19 protein-coding genes are annotated in these 16,238 nt (G+C 63.2%); 7 read left to right on the forward strand and 12 right to left on the reverse strand.

The window, feature by feature from the left end:
• Positions 1–39: 39 nt before the first annotated feature.
• Together cobS and BQ8794_RS03145 are read right to left on the reverse strand one after the other, a co-directional pair.
• The gene (gene cobS, locus BQ8794_RS03140) at positions 40–1,026 is read right to left on the reverse strand and encodes a cobaltochelatase subunit CobS (RefSeq protein ID WP_077373338.1); all 987 of its coding nucleotides are present in this window, start codon (positions 1,024–1,026) and stop codon (positions 40–42) included.
• Positions 1,027–1,143: 117 nt separating this feature from the next.
• Positions 1,144–1,773 carry a J domain-containing protein gene (locus BQ8794_RS03145; protein ID WP_036262308.1) on the reverse strand — a complete coding sequence of 210 codons (630 nt, stop codon included), beginning with the start codon at positions 1,771–1,773 and terminating at the stop codon, positions 1,144–1,146.
• Between the two features lie 212 nt (positions 1,774–1,985).
• On the opposite strand from BQ8794_RS03145, the gene BQ8794_RS03150 reads away from it, so the two are divergent.
• Complete coding sequence (locus tag BQ8794_RS03150; RefSeq protein WP_077372975.1) at positions 1,986–2,288, forward strand: BolA family protein; 303 nt, start codon at positions 1,986–1,988, stop codon at positions 2,286–2,288.
• A gap of 3 nt (positions 2,289–2,291) precedes the next feature.
• On the opposite strand, the gene BQ8794_RS03155 is transcribed toward BQ8794_RS03150, so the two are convergent.
• The 4 genes from BQ8794_RS03155 to BQ8794_RS03170 all read right to left on the reverse strand — a co-directional run bounded on the left by BQ8794_RS03155 (position 2,292) and on the right by BQ8794_RS03170 (position 5,878).
• Positions 2,292–3,095, reverse strand: coding sequence for an alpha/beta hydrolase (locus BQ8794_RS03155; RefSeq protein WP_077373341.1), 804 nt, complete (start codon positions 3,093–3,095; stop codon positions 2,292–2,294).
• 85 nt (positions 3,096–3,180) lie between these two features.
• Positions 3,181–4,074, reverse strand: a complete 894-nt coding sequence (locus BQ8794_RS03160) for an HlyC/CorC family transporter (protein WP_077372977.1) — start codon at positions 4,072–4,074, stop codon at positions 3,181–3,183.
• Positions 4,071–5,276: a 3-dehydroquinate synthase gene (aroB, locus tag BQ8794_RS03165; protein WP_244554836.1), complete on the reverse strand. Its 1,206-nt coding sequence runs from the start codon at positions 5,274–5,276 to the stop codon at positions 4,071–4,073. The genes BQ8794_RS03160 and aroB overlap by 4 nt, the downstream gene beginning before the upstream one ends.
• Positions 5,273–5,878, reverse strand: coding sequence for a shikimate kinase (locus BQ8794_RS03170; protein WP_077372980.1), 606 nt, complete (start codon positions 5,876–5,878; stop codon positions 5,273–5,275). The genes aroB and BQ8794_RS03170 overlap by 4 nt, the downstream gene beginning before the upstream one ends.
• Before the next feature lie 273 nt (positions 5,879–6,151).
• On the opposite strand from BQ8794_RS03170, the gene BQ8794_RS03175 reads away from it, so the two are divergent.
• From BQ8794_RS03175 to BQ8794_RS03195, 5 genes are all read left to right on the forward strand, one after another.
• Entirely contained in the window at positions 6,152–6,316 is a 165-nt protein-coding gene (locus BQ8794_RS03175; protein WP_077372983.1) for a histidine kinase, read from the forward strand.
• Positions 6,313–7,230, forward strand: a complete 918-nt coding sequence (locus BQ8794_RS03180; protein WP_077372986.1) for a site-specific tyrosine recombinase XerD — start codon at positions 6,313–6,315, stop codon at positions 7,228–7,230. Before BQ8794_RS03175 ends, BQ8794_RS03180 begins: the two co-directional genes overlap by 4 nt.
• A gap of 99 nt (positions 7,231–7,329) precedes the next feature.
• Entirely contained in the window at positions 7,330–8,280 is a 951-nt protein-coding gene (locus tag BQ8794_RS03185; RefSeq protein WP_077372989.1) for an acetyl-CoA carboxylase carboxyltransferase subunit alpha, read from the forward strand.
• A gap of 294 nt (positions 8,281–8,574) precedes the next feature.
• The gene (locus BQ8794_RS03190; RefSeq protein ID WP_077372992.1) at positions 8,575–9,903 is read left to right on the forward strand and encodes a L,D-transpeptidase family protein; all 1,329 of its coding nucleotides are present in this window, start codon (positions 8,575–8,577) and stop codon (positions 9,901–9,903) included.
• A 5-nt stretch (positions 9,904–9,908) separates the two neighbouring features.
• Entirely contained in the window at positions 9,909–10,184 is a 276-nt protein-coding gene (locus tag BQ8794_RS03195; protein WP_077372995.1) for a sulfurtransferase TusA family protein, read from the forward strand.
• A 182-nt stretch (positions 10,185–10,366) separates the two neighbouring features.
• Here the strand turns inward: BQ8794_RS03195 and BQ8794_RS03200 are convergent, their stop codons facing one another.
• Positions 10,367–11,473, reverse strand: a complete 1,107-nt coding sequence (locus BQ8794_RS03200) for a CobW family GTP-binding protein (protein WP_077372998.1) — start codon at positions 11,471–11,473, stop codon at positions 10,367–10,369.
• Between the two features lie 4 nt (positions 11,474–11,477).
• Positions 11,478–12,641: a D-alanyl-D-alanine carboxypeptidase family protein gene (locus BQ8794_RS03205; protein WP_077373001.1), complete on the reverse strand. Its 1,164-nt coding sequence runs from the start codon at positions 12,639–12,641 to the stop codon at positions 11,478–11,480.
• A 229-nt stretch (positions 12,642–12,870) separates the two neighbouring features.
• Here BQ8794_RS03205 and BQ8794_RS03210 point away from each other — a divergent pair, with 229 nt between their 5' ends.
• Positions 12,871–14,034: a M20 aminoacylase family protein gene (locus BQ8794_RS03210; protein ID WP_077373004.1), complete on the forward strand. Its 1,164-nt coding sequence runs from the start codon at positions 12,871–12,873 to the stop codon at positions 14,032–14,034.
• A 104-nt stretch (positions 14,035–14,138) separates the two neighbouring features.
• On the opposite strand, the gene BQ8794_RS35440 is transcribed toward BQ8794_RS03210, so the two are convergent.
• From BQ8794_RS35440 to BQ8794_RS03225, 4 genes are all read right to left on the reverse strand, one after another.
• Entirely contained in the window at positions 14,139–14,285 is a 147-nt protein-coding gene (locus BQ8794_RS35440) for a glycine zipper domain-containing protein (protein ID WP_167378606.1), read from the reverse strand.
• Positions 14,286–14,354: 69 nt separating this feature from the next.
• Complete coding sequence (locus BQ8794_RS03215) at positions 14,355–14,654, reverse strand: DUF768 domain-containing protein (protein WP_077373007.1); 300 nt, start codon at positions 14,652–14,654, stop codon at positions 14,355–14,357.
• A 266-nt stretch (positions 14,655–14,920) separates the two neighbouring features.
• Positions 14,921–15,340 carry a hypothetical protein gene (locus BQ8794_RS35995; protein WP_210189805.1) on the reverse strand — a complete coding sequence of 140 codons (420 nt, stop codon included), beginning with the start codon at positions 15,338–15,340 and terminating at the stop codon, positions 14,921–14,923.
• A 22-nt stretch (positions 15,341–15,362) separates the two neighbouring features.
• Positions 15,363–16,076: a helix-turn-helix domain-containing protein gene (locus BQ8794_RS03225; protein WP_167378607.1), complete on the reverse strand. Its 714-nt coding sequence runs from the start codon at positions 16,074–16,076 to the stop codon at positions 15,363–15,365.
• Positions 16,077–16,238 lie beyond the last annotated feature (162 nt).

Consider the following 16,238-nt stretch of genomic DNA (forward strand, 5'->3'; position numbering starts at 1 on the left):
ACCTTGTCCGAAAAGCGTTGCGACTTTTCAGAGCCATGCTTAGCCCAGAACCACGTTGGCGGCGCTCTCCGGCAGATCCTGGCCGAAGGCGCGCTGGTAGAACTCGGCCACGAGCGAGCGTTCCAGCTCGTCGCACTTGTTGAGGAAGGTCAGCCTGAACGCCATGCCGATATCGCCGAAGATCTCGGCATTCTCGGCCCAGGTGATGACCGTGCGCGGGCTCATGACGGTCGACAGGTCGCCATTGATGAAGGCCGAACGCGTCATGTCGGCGACACGCACCATCTTGTTGACGATCTCCTTGCCCTTAGCATCGCGATAGTGCTTGGCCTTGGCCAGCACGATGTCCACCTCATTGTCGTGCGGCAGATAGTTGAGCGTGGTGACGATCGACCAGCGGTCCATCTGCGCCTGGTTGATCTGCTGGGTGCCGTGATAGAGGCCGGTGGTATCGCCGAGACCGACGGTGTTGGCGGTGGAGAACAGCCGGAACGCCGGATGCGGGCGGATGACCCGGCTCTGATCGAGCAGCGTCAGCCGACCTGACGATTCCAGCACGCGCTGGATGACGAACATCACGTCCGGGCGGCCGGCGTCGTATTCGTCGAAGCACAGCGCGACATTGTGCTGGTAGGCCCAGGGCAGGATGCCGTCGCGGAATTCGGTGATCTGCAGCCCGTCCTTGACGACGATCGCGTCCTTGCCGACGAGATCGATGCGGCTGACATGGCTGTCGAGATTGACGCGCACGCAGGGCCAGTTGAGGCGGGCGGCGACCTGCTCGATATGCGTCGACTTGCCGGTGCCGTGATAGCCCGACACCATGACGCGGCGGTTGTAGGCGAAGCCGGCGAGGATCGCCATCGTCGTGTTCTTGTCGAACAGATAGTCGGGATCAATGTCGGGCACATGCTCGCTCGTCACCGAATAGGCCGGCACCACCATCTTGGACTCGAAGCCGAATTTCTCCTTCACCGGCACGGTGGTGTCGGGCAGGTTGGCGATGTCGCGATCGACCTTGTTCATCTTTATCAACGTCTCCACGGGCGAAGAGCCTGATTTCGCCGGCAATCGATTTTGTCCGGGGGCGGTCTTAGAGCCTTTTCCAACCTTATGAAAGTTGGAAAACGACACGGAGGTCGCTCAGCACAATCCTGCCTGCTTGAGCACGCGATAGGCCTGGAGCACATCGCGGAACCGGTCTTCCGAACCTCTGTCGCCGCCATTCGCATCCGGATGGTGGCGTTTCACCAGTTCCTTATAACGCGCCTTGATATCCTTGCCAGTCGCCTTTGTATCAAGGCCAAGCGTTTCCAGCGCCTTGGCCTCAAGCGGCTTGGCCTTGCGCTCACGCGCCTCACGCGGATCCTTCGGGCCTTTGAACAGGTCGAACGGATCGCGCATGCGGTTGTAGTAGCCGGCGCGGCCGGAACGCTGCTGGGCGAAATCGGGCGAGGAGCGCGTCGAGGCGCCGTTGACGCCCATCTTCCATGTCGGCCGGTGACCGGTCATCGCTTCCTTCTGGAAGCGGGCGATCTCGGTATCGGGGACACCAGAGAAATAATTGAAGCCCTTGTTGTACTCGCGCACATGATCGAAGCAGAACTGAAAATATTCGCCCTCCTTCATGCGCCCGACCGGCGCGCGATGGGTGCCGGCCTCCTTGCAACCGTCCCACTGGCAGATCGGCGAACGAGACTTCAGCTCCGCATCCTTTTCCGGGCGGATGCGAATTTTCTCGAAATATTTGGGGTACGGTTTCATCTCACCCATTTATGGGCTGTTCGCCGGTGCGAAACAAGAATTGACATTTTCGCGATGATCGCCCTAACCGCTGAATCGCGGCATAAAGCGGGCGATCGGCGAATTTTGTCGCGACGGCGGCGCCGGGCGTCCTTCCGGACGCGCAAAGGCCGCCGATTTTCGGGGGGTTGCGCCCGCCATATGTGGTGAAGGCCCGCTATATTTGGTGTAGGGAAGTACGAATGTCCATACAGTCGACGATGGAAGGCAAGTTGAAGAAGGCGTTCTCGCCGGAGCGGCTGGTCATCATCAACGAAAGCCATCTCCATGCCGGCCATCACCATCAGGACTCCGACCATCACGGCACCTATGACGGCACCGGTGAGACGCATTTCCGCGTCCGCATCGTCTCCTCAGCCTTTGCCGGCATGAGCCGCATCGAGCGCCATCGCGCGGTCAACGCATTGCTGGCCGACGAATTGAAGGCTGGTGTCCATGCGCTGGCGATCGAGCCGGCCGCGCCGGACGAAAAGACCAGGTGGTAGCCATCAGCCGAGCGCTGCCTTCAGGAAAATCATCACCGCACCGGTCAAGGCGTCGCCTGCGTCGCCGAAATTGCGATTGATCGACATGTGCGAATAGGCGCTGCCGTCGAACAGTGTCACCTCCGTTCCGGTCGCCTGCAGGCGACCGGCGAAGGCCCGTGAGGCTGCCGCACGACCTGTTGCGCGCGAATAGGCGATGAAGGTCGGCGGATGTTTGCGGCTCCCGACATGGGTGGCAGGCGACAGCGCTCGCCACTGCGCCGGGTCGGGAAAGGCCCTTGCATAGGCCCGTGTCATGCCGCCGCTCCTCGCAAGCGCCTCCAGATCATAGGCCCTGGTATCGTTCAGAACCAGCGCCGCGACGCCGGGCAGACCGCCGCGCAGCCCGGTCAGTGCGGCGAGATGGCTGCCGGCCGAATGGCCCATCACCGCTATCCGGTTCGGATCGCCGCCATATCCGGCGATGTTGGCGCGCACATAGCGATATGCCTGCTCGACATCGCTGGCCTGGGTGGCGACATCAGCCTCAGGCAGCATCCGGTAGTCGATCGAGACGAAGCAGAAGCCATTGTCGAGCAGGAAGTCCGGCTTGACGTCGACGTTGGTGCGATTGCCGGCTCGCCAGGCACCGCCATGGATGAAAAGGATCACAGGCAGGGAGCTAGCGCCAGCGCGGGCGTAGATATCGAGCCTGGCCGGACCGTAGTCGACGGTTTCCGGAGATGGCGAAAGCCGGCGCGACGCCGCCGAAGCGCTGGCCGTCAACAAAGCCATCGACATCAAAAGCAGGGTTCGCCGATCGATCACCGCCACCTCCAGACAACCCGGTCGAAAGTGCACGCCGGCGCGGCGAGCGTCCAGGATTGATTAGCCGCGAAAGAACCTATCAGAACTAAATCTCGCCGGCCGGCCTGATCCTCAGCCTTGCAATCCGGTTCTTGTCGCGCTTCATGACGACGAAGCGCTTGCCGTGAAAGGTGAAAGCCTGCTTCTCGTCCGGGATCAATTGCGTCTCGTGAATGACGAGACCGGCAATGGTGGTGGCTTCTTCGTCCGGCAGGTCCCAGTCGAGCGCCCGGTTCAGGTCGCGGATCGACACAGTGCCATCGACGACGACGGAGCCGTCGGCTTCCTGCTTGACGCCCTGCACGTCGATATCGTGCTCGTCGGCGATCTCGCCGACGATCTCCTCGATGATGTCCTCCAGCGTCACCAGCCCCTCGACCTCGCCATACTCGTCGACGACGATAGCGAAATGCGCCTTGCGCCGCAGGAAGGCGTTGAGCTGTTCCTGCAGCGTCGTGGTATCGGGCACGAACCACGGTTTTGAAGCGATCTTCATCACGTCGATCTTGGAAAAGTCGTTGCCGACATCGTTCAGCGCGCGCAGCAGGTCCTTGGCATGCAGCACGCCGACGATGTTGTCGAGCGAGCCCTTCCACAAGGGCATCCGGGTATGCGGGCTCTGCAGGATCTCGCGCACCACCGCCTCCGGCCCATTGTCGGCATTGACCGAGCGCATGTTGGTGCGATGGACCATGACATCGGACACTTCGAGTTCGTCGAGATCGGACAGGCGGCCGATGTGGGCGCGACCCTCGCGCGCCACCTGGCCGTCGCGTCGAAAATCGTCGACGGCGCCGCGCGATTCATCATGGTTCGAATGCTGCGGCTCGATGCGCTGCAGCTCATAGCCGAATGCAGCGAGCAGGCGCGCGCGAAAGGCAAAGGCGAGCAGGCCGATCCCGGCAAGGACAGCAGCGACAATCCAGCCGGCCTCGTTCATCCCGGTCGGCCTCTTGGCCGACCCGGTCGGCCTTTCGGCTGACCGGGGCTGCTTTTCGGCTGACCAGGGCGGCTCTTCTGCTGACCCGGATGGTTCTCCTTGAGAAACGACAGCACTTCCGACGCCGGCACATCCTTGGCGATGAAGGCCTGGCCGATGCCGCGCGTCAGGATGAAGGTCAGCGCGCCGCGCGACACCTTCTTGTCCTGGGTGATGAAGGCAAGCAGCGCTTCGGGATCAGGCAATTCACCCGGAATATCGGCCATGCGCCAGGGCAGGCCAACGGCGCGAAGATGCGCCTCGACGCGCGCCGCATCGTCGGGACTTGCCAGGTTGAGGCGTGACGAAAAGCGATAAGCCAGCGCCATGCCGATGGCGACGCCCTCGCCGTGGACGAGACGGGCGCTGTCATATTGGGTGGCGGCCTCGAGCGCGTGGCCGAACGTGTGGCCGAGATTGAGCAGCGCGCGGACGCCGGTCTCGAACTCGTCGCGGGCGACGACATCGGCCTTGGCGCGGCAGGCCTCGGCGATGGCCTCGGTCCGCTGCGGGCCGCCGGCGAACACTTTGCCCCAGTTTTCCTCCAGCCAGGCGAAGAAGTCGGGGCGATCGATGAGCCCGTACTTGGCGAGTTCGGCGTAACCGGCCCGGAATTCCCGGATCGGCAGCGTGTCGAGCACTTCGGTGTCGGCCAGCACCAGTTTCGGCTGATGGAAGACGCCGACGAGGTTCTTGCCGCGCGCACTGTTGATGCCGGTCTTGCCGCCGACGGAAGAGTCGACCTGCGCCAGCAGCGAAGTCGGGATCTGCACGAAATTCATGCCGCGGCGCACGATGCCGGCGGCAAATCCGGCCAGATCGCCGATGACACCGCCACCGAGCGCGACGACGACATCGCCGCGTTCCAGTCTTGCGGCGAGCACGCCGTCCACCACCTCTTCGAGATGCGCGAAACTCTTGGTCTTTTCTCCCGCCGGCAGCGTGATGACGGCGGGCCGGATGCCGCCCTTTTCAAGACCGGCCTTCAACGTCTCGAGGTGGGCGGCGGCGACATTGACGTCGGTGACCACCGCGGCGCGCGTGCCGGGCAGGCGGCGCGAAATCTCGGTGCCGGCGCGCAACAGCAGGCCGGAGCCGATCAATATGTCATAGGCGCGATCGCCGAGCCCGACTTCGACGGTGACTGTCGCATTGCTGCTCACGAGCGCACCTCGCCTGTCGCGGCTGCCACGCCGAAATACCCGCAAAGCGCGTTCACCACCTCGGCGGCGATGACCTCCTTGCGATCGTCGCGGGTCGGCACGGTAACATCGGCGGTTGCGTAGACCGGATAGCGCTCGGCCATCAACCGCTCGATCACCGCACGGGGATCGGCGCTTTTCAGGAGCGGCCGGTTCTGCTTCTTGGAAACGCGATCCATCAACAGGTCGATCTCGGCCTTCAGCCATACCGACACGCCGTGGCCGGCAATGGCCTCCCGCGTCTGCGGGCTCATGAAGGCGCCGCCGCCCGTCGACAGCACCTGCGGGCCGTGTTCCAATATGCGCAGGATGACGCGCTGCTCCAGCGCCCGGAACTCGGGCTCGCCATAGCGTTCGAACAGTTCCGGGACGCTCATCCGCGACACGCTTTCGATCTCCTGATCACTGTCCATGAAAGGCAGTCCCAGCATCGCCGCTACCTTACGGCCGATCGCTGTCTTGCCGGCGCCCATCAGGCCGACAAAGACAATGGAACGGCTGCCCAGCCGGCCGAGCAGCGCGGTATGGCTCTCATCGGGAGGATTGGCTGGCAACGCGTTCATGACACCATGATGTTTCTAAGCAGGTTCCGCAAAAGTATCCCAGGTTTTGCGACAGAACCTGCGACAAGCCAAAGAATCCAGGCAGGCATTCGTGGGCCAGCCCACGAATGCCTGGTTAGGCCCTCTTTGCCGGCGTATCGACATCAAAAGCCTGATTGCGTCAAGCGTGGCGCGGCTGCGCGTCGTCCGAGCTTCGCCCTTGAATTGGCCGGATTGGCGTCTCATAAGGACACAGGGTTTGGAACCGCAGAACAACAAGACGGGCGAGAATTGATGCCGACACTGTTCCGCTTTGTCGTGACGCTCACGATTCTGGCCGGCATTGTCTATGGCGCGATGTTCGCTCTGGCGATGTTCGTCGAGCCGAGAAAGGCCGAAATGAGCGTGCGCATCCCTCCCGAAAAGCTGAATCCCAAAAAAACTGACCCAAGCCAATGAACAGCGCGGCCCGCATCGAAGCCTTTCTGGAAATGATGAGCGCCGAGCGCGGCGCTGCCGAAAACACGCTTTCCAGCTATCGCCGCGACCTCGAAGACGCGTCAGCCGAGATCGACGGCGGGCTCGCTGGTGCCGCCGCTGCCGATATCCGCAACTATCTCGACGAGATAGCCGCACGCGGTTTTGCCGCCACCTCGCAGGCACGCAAGCTGTCGGCGATGCGCCAGTTCTTCAAGTTCCTCTACGCCGAGGGTCTGCGCGGCGACGACCCGACCGGAACCCTGGACAGTCCGAAGAAGGGCCGGCCGCTGCCGAAGACGATGAGCGAGGCCGACACCGGCCGGCTGATCGACTGTGCAGCCCAGGAGGCAGCTGACGCCTCGCTGAACGATGGCGACGGCCTGGCGGCGCTGCGTCTGCATGCGCTGGTCGAGGTGCTCTACGCCACCGGCCTGCGGGTTTCCGAACTGGTCGGCTTGCCGGTGACGGTGGCGCGGCGCGACGATCGTTTCTTCATGGTGCACGGCAAGGGTGACAAGGAACGCATGGTGCCGCTGTCGGCAAAGGCGCGCGTGGCCATGCGGGCCTGGCTCGCTGCCCGGGCAACGGTGCCGGCTTTGGCCGATAGCCCGTTCCTGTTTCCGGCGGCAAGCGACAGCGGCTATCTCTCCAGGCAGGTCTTCGCCCGCGACCTGAAGGGCCTTGCCGCGCGAGCCGGCATCGCCTCGGCGAAAATATCGCCGCATGTGCTGCGCCATGCTTTTGCCAGCCATCTCTTGCAGAACGGCGCCGATCTCAGGGCCGTGCAGCAGTTGCTTGGCCATGCCGATATTTCAACGACGCAGATTTACACACATGTGCTGGAGGAGCGGCTGGTGCGGCTGGTCAACGATCATCATCCGCTTGCCGACTAGGCGTCATGTCGCTATGTGAGGACGACGTTCCACCGCCCGGAGCCTCTATTTCCCAGGTTCCGTCAGTCATTGCCTCCCGGCTTATCGGTCCGCTCAAGAATGTACAATTACCTCGATTTCGAAAAGCCGGTCGCCGATCTCGAAGGCAAGATCCTCGAGTTGAAGAAGCTCGCCGAGAATGGCGAGGCGGTCGATGTCGGCGATGAGATCAGCCGTCTCGAGAAACGCGTGCGCGACGCATTGCGCGACACTTATAGGGCACTGACCCCGTGGCAGAAGGTGCAGGTGGCGCGCCATCCGGACAGGCCGCATTGCGTCGACTACATCATGGGCCTGTTCAACGATTTCACGCCGCTTGCCGGCGACCGCAATTTCGGCGAGGACCAGGCGATCGTCGGCGGCTTCGCCCGCTTCCGCGGCGAGCCGGTGGCGATCATCGGCCAGGAAAAGGGCTCGGACACAGCCAGCCGGCTGAGGCACAATTTCGGCTCGGTGCGGCCGGAGGGGTATCGCAAGGCGGTGCGGCTGATGGAACTCGCCGACCGCTTCAATATCCCGTTGCTGACGCTGGTCGACACGGCCGGCGCCTATCCCGGCGTCAATGCCGAGGAGCGCGGCCAGGCTGAAGCCATCGCCCGCTCGACCTCGGCCTGTCTTCGCCTGAAGGTGCCGTCGATCTCGGTGGTCATCGGCGAAGGCGGCTCGGGCGGTGCCATCGCGATCGCCACCGCCAACCGCGTCTACATGCTCGAACACGCCATCTATTCGGTGATCTCGCCGGAGGGCGCCGCCTCGATCCTGTGGCGCGACACCACCCGCTCGAAGGATGCGGCGACCAACATGAAGATCACCGCCCAGGATCTGCTGGAGCTGAAGATCATCGACGCCATCGTTCCCGAACCGCTCGGCGGCGCCCATCGTGGCCCGGAAACGGTGATTGCCGCCACCGGCGATCTCATTGCGAAAACGATGAAGGAATTCTCCGGCGCCAACACCGATTTTCGTGAGCAGCGCCGCGAGAAATACCTGGCTATGGGGCGAAACCTCTAGACCATGATCCCGAACCGAAGGGTCAGGGCAGCAAAAAGTTGGTACGGTTTTCGAGAAAGGCATGGTCAAACAAGAGGATTCAGGCCGGCCAATTTCAATCGGACGGACCGCCGGACGGTTTCGGCGCCGCAATGTGGCGAGATTGAGCACCTTCGCCACAAAAATGCCGCTGCATTCGTTTCAATCGGATTGCAGTAAGGCCCGGCGCTTGCGGTAAGGAATTTTCAAGGTTAACGGGCTTAGGGTTGGGCCTGTCGGCCCTGATGCCTGCGGTCCGAAAGAAAAGACATAGCCATGTTTGCCAAGCTTGCCCGCACCGCACTTGTGATTGCCGCGATAGGCGTCGCCGGCTGCAATGATTCTTCGATGAAGGATTTTGCCCCCCACGCCAACAAGCCGTTGCCCGACAAGATCCTGGCCAGCATGAAGGCCAAGGGCATGACCCGCACCTCGCCGGTGATGGCCCGCATCTTCAAGGAAGAGGGCAAGCTCGAAATCTGGAAGGCCAAGACCAACGGCCGCTATGACTTGGTCGCCAGCTACGACATCTGCAAATGGTCGGGCAAGCTGGGTCCGAAATACACCGAAGGCGACCGCCAGGCGCCGGAGGGCTTCTATACGGTCCGTCCGGCGCAGATGAATCCGCGGTCGAGCTACCACCTTGCCTTCAATATCGGCTATCCCAACGCCTACGACCGCGCCAATGGCCGCAGCGGTTCCCATCTGATGGTCCATGGCGCCTGCTCGTCGTCGGGCTGTTATTCGATGACCGACGCGCAGATCGAGCAAATCTACGCCTTCGGCCGCGACGCTTTCCAGGGCGGGCAGACCGAGTTCCAGATCCAGGCCTTTCCGTTCCGCATGACCGCCGCCAACATGGCGCGTTATCGCAAAGATCCGAACTACGAATTCTGGAAGATGCTGAAGGTCGGCTACGACAATTTCGAGATCACGAAAGTGCCACCGAAGGTTGATGTCTGCGAGAAGCGCTATGTCTTCAACCAGGTCGCGCCTGACGGCGAGACCTTCGATCCGACCGGCGCCTGCCCCGCGACGACGCAGCCGGATTCGCTGAAGAGCGCCTTCAATGCCTACCAGAGCACCTACGAGGCCGCTTTCAACGGCGCGGTCAAGGCCAGCGTGCCGGCGCCCAAGCCGACCATCGCCGGGATCAAGGAAGCCAGCATCGTTTCCGAGTGGTCGAAGAAGCGCGCCCGTGGCGAACGCGTGCCGATCGAGCCGCCGTCGCTCAACACCGACGGCTCGTTGACGGCGACGGCGCGCATGGGCCGCATCGATTCGCCGGCGGGCCGCAAGATGGCCGCGCTCGACGCGGAGAAGGCCGCCAAGCAGAAGGCCGAGGAGCAAAGGCTTGCCGCGATAGAAGCGGCCAAGGCCGCGAAAGAGGCGGCCAGGGCTCAGGCTCTGGCCGAAAAGCAAACGGCCAAAATTAATTCGCTGGCCGAAGAGGAGGAGGCCAGGGCCGCTGCCGAAGCGCCTGTCGCTACCGCGACAATCGCGTCGTCCCCCGATGCCGCCCAGGCCGCAACGCAGGCGGCGAATGCCGGTGAAAGCAGGACGACAAGGCTGAAGAAGAAGCTGCTCGGCATGTTCGGCGGCTGAGCTGCATGCCTGAACAAGAAGATGGGGGCCAGGAAGACAGGCGCTCAACCAGCCCCGCCGCCGTTTACGACCTCAAAGGCCTGAACTGCCCGTTGCCCGTGCTCAAGGCAAGAAAGCGGTTGGCCACAATGCAGCCGGGCAGCCGGCTATGGCTCGAAACCACTGACCCCCTCGCCGTCATCGACATTCCCGCCTTCTGCATCGAGAGCGGCCATCGATTGATCGAAACGGCAGCGATCTCAGGCGGCCATCGCTTCCTCGTCGAGCGCGGCGGCGGCTGAGCGGGATAATCTCCCCTCGAGGGGGAGATGTCGCCGAAGGCGACAGAGGGGGTCGCCTCGGCTGGCGCGACGCCATGTGTGACGAAAGAAAAGGTTGGCGCTTCACGCGCGGCAACCCCCTCTGGCCTGCCCTCTTTGCCAAAACCTGCCATCTCCCCCTCGAGGGGGGGAGATCAGCCGCTTCACCGCCCGGCGATGGCCAGCGGGTTGTTTTCCAGCGCCGCGCGGTCCGGTGTGTCGATCGACGGCCGGTTGGTGAAGGCGGCAAACAGCCGGCGGACGTAATCTTCCGGCATGTCGAGCGTGATCAGCACCAGCCTTGTGCCGCGTTGGCCATCCGGCCAGGACAGCAGCCGCGCCGGCGGATGCAGGATCTTCTGGACGCCGTGGACGACCAGCGGTCGCGACGGGTCTTCCAGCAATTCGATGACGCCCTTCATGCGCAACAGGCGCTCGCCATGTGCTGATCGCAACAGGTCGAGGAACATCTCGATCGCCGAAAACGGCACCGGCCCGTCATGAACGAGCGAGTAGGAGCGCACGCGGGAATCGTGCCGATGGTCGTGATCATGGTCGCCGTGGTCATGGTCACTATGGTGGTGGTGATCATGGGCGGCTTCCTCGCCCAGCCAGCGCCGCACGTCGGCGGACTTGGTGGCTGGGTTGTAGAGGCCGCAATCGAACAGCGCCGCTGCATCGGTCCTTCTGTCACCCGCATCGAGCAGCTCGGCACCCGGATTGATCTGCCGCAGCCGCGCCCGCAAGGCCTCGACGTCGCGCGGATCGGTGGCCAGATCGGCTTTCGTCAGCACGATGCGGTCGGCGACCGCCGCCTGCTTCACGGCCTCGACATGGGCGTCGAGCGTCGCATCGCCGTTGACCGCGTCGACCAGCGTGATGACCCCGTCGAGCCGGAAGGCCTCGACCAGCGCCGGATGGGCCATGATCGACTGCAGCACCGGCGCCGGATCGGCGAGGCCGGTGGTTTCGATGACGACGCGGGCAAGCCGGGCGATGCGGCCGGTCTGCAGCCGGTCGACGAGATCGGCCAGCGTGTCGACCAGTTCGCCGCGCACCGTGCAGCAGAGACAGCCGTCGGAAAGCTGGATGATGCCGTCGGAGGCCTGTTCGACCAGGAGATGGTCGATCGCCACCTCGCCGAACTCGTTGATGATGACCGCGGTGTCGGCGAGCGCGGGATCCCTGAGCAGCCGGTTGAGCAGCGTCGTCTTGCCGGCGCCGAGAAAACCGGTCAGCACCGAGACGGCGATGGGAAAGCCGCTGCTCATCAGACTAGTTCACGGCCTTGGCGGGCTCCTGGGCCGCAGTGGCGGAACCGATCACTGCCGGCTCGGCGCCGGGCGGCGGCGGCAGGTCGGGCCGCCAGCTCGGCAGCGGCACGTCGGCATATTCCTGGCCCGATGCATCGAGCATGGCTTTCGGTATCGGCCCGGTGGCGCCGCCAAGGCCGACTGCGACCAATGTCGGCGCGTGATCGAGTTTTTTTCGATAGGGAGATTTTGGCGCATTCTTATCGCCGACGGCGACAGCTTCCGACTGCTCCTTAGCCGGCTTCTTCCTGCAAATCTCGTCATTCAGGTTGTTGACCGATGTGGTGTCGCCATAGGAAGGCAGCGCCGCCACCGTCAGCCAGCCCGGTGTCGGCGTGGCAAAGCCGTGGTCGAGCAGCCTGGCGACGGTCTCGGCCCGGGTGACGGCCGACTTCTCGCCAAGCACCACCGCCACCAGCGTGCGTCCGTCGCGTGTAGCCGAGCCGATCATGTTGAAGCCCGAGGGACAGACGAAACCGGTCTTCATGCCATCGGCGCCGGGATAGCGGCCGATCAGGAGATTGTAGTTCGGGATCTGCTTCTTGCCGACGGCCAGGCCCTCGATCGAGAACAATGGGGCATATTGCGGAAATTCCGTGCGGATCGCCATCACCAGCAAGCCGAGGTCGCGCGCCGTCGTATACTGGTCCGGCGAAAACAGCCCGTTCGGGTTGACGAAATGCGTTCCGGTCATGCCGAGCCGGCGCGCCTCGGTGTTCATGCGTTCGGCGAAAGCGGCCTGCGAACCGCCGATGTTCTCGCCGACGGCCATGGCGACATCGTTGGCCGACTTGACCAGCATCATCTTCAGCGCGTTATCGAGCCGCATGACCGAGCCCGGCTTGAAGCCCATCTTGCTCGGCGGCTCGCTGGCGGAACGTTTCGTGACCTTGATCGGCGAATCGAGCCCGACCTCGCCCGCGGCGATCGCGCGGAACGTCACATAGGCGGTCATCAGCTTGGTCAGCGAGGCAGGATACCAGCGCTTGAAAGCATCCTGGTGCTGGAGGATCTTGCCATTCTCCAGGTCGAACACGATCGTCGGATTGGCGAGAGCCGGACCGGCCAGCGCCGGAAGCGCCACGGCGCCCGCCAGCAATAGTTTGAGGAATTGCCTGTACCGCATGGTGGAATCCGAAATCGCCTCTTGCCGCAGTCGCCTCTGGCTCCGTAAGATTTGTTACGCGATCGCCAGCATGGTGATCCGGCCCTCTATCCGGATCACTATGTTGCGGTGCTATTTAGCCTATGTGACGTCAAGATGGCAAAGTGCCTGAATGACAATTCTAAAACAGCAGGCACAATTGCAAAGCAGCAGGCTGAATCCGTCTGCTCCAACAGCGAGATGGAACATCATGCCGATCCTGAACCGCGCCGCCGAAATGCAAGACGAGGTCGCCGGCTGGCGCCGCCATCTGCACCAGACGCCAGAGCTGAATTTCGACGTCTTCGAGACCGCCGCCTTCGTCACCGAGAAGCTGCGGGCTTTCGGCTGCGACGACGTGGTGACCGGCCTCGGCAAGACCGGTGTCGTCGGCATCATCCGCGGCCGCCTGGGCGAAGGCACGAGCATCGGCCTGCGCGCCGACATGGATGCGCTGCCGCTCAACGAGATCACCGGGAAACCCTACGCCTCGACCATTCCGGGCAAGATGCACGCCTGCGGCCATGACGGCCACACCGCGATGCTGCTCGGTGCCGCCAAATATCTTGCCGAGACGCGCAATTTCGCCGGCTCCGTCGCGGTGATCTTCCAGCCGGCCGAAGAAGGCGGCGGCGGCGGCAACGAGATGGTCAAGGACGGCATGATGGAGCGCTTCGGCATCTCCAAGGTGTTCGGCATGCACAACATGCCGGGCCTGCCGGTCGGACAATTCGCCATCAAGCCGGGCCCGATCATGGCGGCGACCGCCGAATTCACCATCACCGTCAAGGGCCGAGGCGGGCATGCGGCGATGCCGCACGGCACCATCGACCCGATCGTCATCACCAGCCAGCTCGTCGGCGCTCTGCAGACGATCGCATCGCGCAGCACCGATCCGGTCGAGGCTGTCGTGGTGTCGGTGACGAAATTCCACGCCGGCGACGCCTACAATGTCATACCCGAGAGCGCCGAGATCGCCGGCACCGTGCGCACGCTGAAGAAGGAGGTCGCCAGGAAGGCTGAGCAGCGCCTGCGCGCCATCTGCGAGGGCGTGGGCGCGGCCTTCGGCGCAACGATCGAGGTCGATTACAAAGCCAATTACCCCGTCACCTTCAACCATCCGGAGGAGACGGTCTTTGCCAGCGATGTCGCCGCTGATATCGCCGGCGAGGCACAGGTGCACCGCGCCATCCAGCCGGTGATGGGCGGCGAGGATTTCTCCTACATGCTGGAAGCGCGCCCTGGCGCCTTCATCTTCATCGGCAATGGCGACACCGCCGGTCTCCACAACCCTGCCTACGACTTCAACGACGAGGTCATCCCGCACGGCATGAGCTACTGGGTGAAGCTCGCGGAGACGGCGCTGGCCGCCTGATGCATCGCCCATAGAACCCACCCTGCGGCTTGATCCGAGGGGTGCGCTGCGATTTGGGATGGCTACAAGGCGGTCGGGCCCGGGACGTGGCGATGCTCCGATCGTCACTTCCGACCGGACGGCTTCCGCGCAAGGTCCAAGGCAATGCCCAGGGCGATGCCGATTCCGATACCCGCAATAATATTGTCCAACGCGACGCCGATAGCCACGCCGATCACAACGCCGAGTGTGATGTGTTTGGCATCTATCATGCCGGGTCATGTAGAGTGGAAGGGGAGAGCCGCAACCGCTGGTCGGCTACCAACGATGTTGCCTGATCGCTACGGCCCGCTCTTCGGGTCGTCGACCTCCAGCGCCTCCATGACGGGCGCCAGATCACTCTCTTCGGCCGGATCGGCGGCCGGCGGCTGTTCGCCTGTCCTGGCCTTGCTCAGAGCTTTCTCAATCGCCTCCTCGATGTCGCCGATCTCGTCTTCGCGCACCTCGTGACCATAGCCGGCCGCGTCGGCATCCTGCTCGAATTGCTGAACCAGGACGGCCACGCTCACTTCGCTTTCCGCGGGCAGGTTACCGACGTTCTCCTGGAGCCAGGTTTCAAAGAACTCTTTCGTAGCACTCATGCGGCTTCTCCTTCGGCACACTAAAGCGCGGCGGTGGTCCGAAGTTCCGCTGTTTCCGGCTCATCTTTGCGGCCCACACTCGTGGTTCAATCGTAGGGTGACGAGGATGCAATTTCGAATTGAGAGCAAAAGCCGCTCGACGGCTAGCTTCATCGGCCATTGTCGAAACCGGTTGATTGGGTGCAGAGCGCCTCTGTCGGTAGCTAATCAAGTTGTCCGGTTTTGGTAGCACATCGCTTGTCCGCTTCAGTTTGCGTCGAAGCGGTTCACGCGGCTTGCCTGACGGGGCAAGTGTCTTGGATTGCGACGCCGTCGGGCATGTATCGAGCGATGCGGCGCGGCCCGTGGAAGATTGCGAGCGTGCCATCCGGGTACTGCCTGATCTTGACCGTGGCTTTGACGAAGTGATGCCGGATCGGGCTCTGCGGCAGCTGCAGTCGCAGGCGCGCGAAGGCGATCGTGTTGTCGCGGGCCACGACGCGCTCCTCCTCGATGCACAGTATCTGGGCCAATTGTTGCGGGTCGGCGGCGACAAAGGCGCTGTCCTCGACCGCGGGCGGCCTGGCGAAGCGGGCATTGTGAGCCGCCAGGTAGGTCTGTGCGATGAAGTGGTTGGCGGCCTGGATATCAGCAATGCCGGCCAGCGCCAGCTCCTTAGGCAGCCGACCCTGCAAAGTGGAGAACATCCGCTCGGATCGGCCCCTGGCTTCAGGCGAATAGGCCGGGGATATACTCGATGCCCAACTGCCGCAGCGCCCGCCCGACCTGGGTCAGCCGGCTCTTGTCGACCGCCTCGCCGGCCTTGAGCGTCACGAAATAATGGCTGCCGCGATCGGTGTAGAAGCTCGACGGCAGCCCCTTGGCGACAAAGGTCTCCAGAAGTCCCTGAAAGCTCGACGCCGTGCCTTCCTCCTCGATCAGAAAGGCCGAATAGAGCGTGCTCGTTGCGTCGTCCATCGTCACAATCAGGTCCAGCATCGGCTGGCCTTCCAGCCAGGCATGCCGGCTGCCGTCCTGGTGCAGCATCATCCCCTCGCACGGCTTCCTTTCCCGCTTGCGCCGGTGAGCACCGCGCCGCTTGGCCCGTCCCACCAGGCCCGCCGCATGAAGCTGCGTCTTGATGAAGGTGTAGCCCCAGCTGAAATGGTGATCGCGCAGCAGGTGCTCATGGAAATGCTTCACGTTCCATCCGAGGTAGCGATGACGATAAAGTTCCAGCATCTCCTCAATCGCTTCCGCAGGCACCCGACGCGTCGAAATCTTGCCCAAACGCCGATCGAGCAACCCAGCTTCCCCAGCCTCTTCGTAACGGTCGCGATAGCGGCGAAATTGCCGCTCCGACATGCCCAGCAACTCGCCTGCCTCCATCATCGAAAGATCGCCGCCATTCCAGCGGCTCAATACGTCTCGAAACTTCTGCATTCTCCGATCCTGTAGCCATGCCGCCCGATTCATCCCCAGCCTCCATTGGCTGGTGATAAAACCGGACAACTCACGTGCTACCTAATCCGGACAACTCATCTGCTTACGACATGGGTGCAGAGCGCCTCTTGGCGAAACGGTCCGAAGCGGTTATGTGTCGGG

The organism is Mesorhizobium prunaredense, assembly GCF_900156895.1.
Taxonomy (GTDB): domain Bacteria; phylum Pseudomonadota; class Alphaproteobacteria; order Rhizobiales; family Rhizobiaceae; genus Mesorhizobium; species Mesorhizobium prunaredense.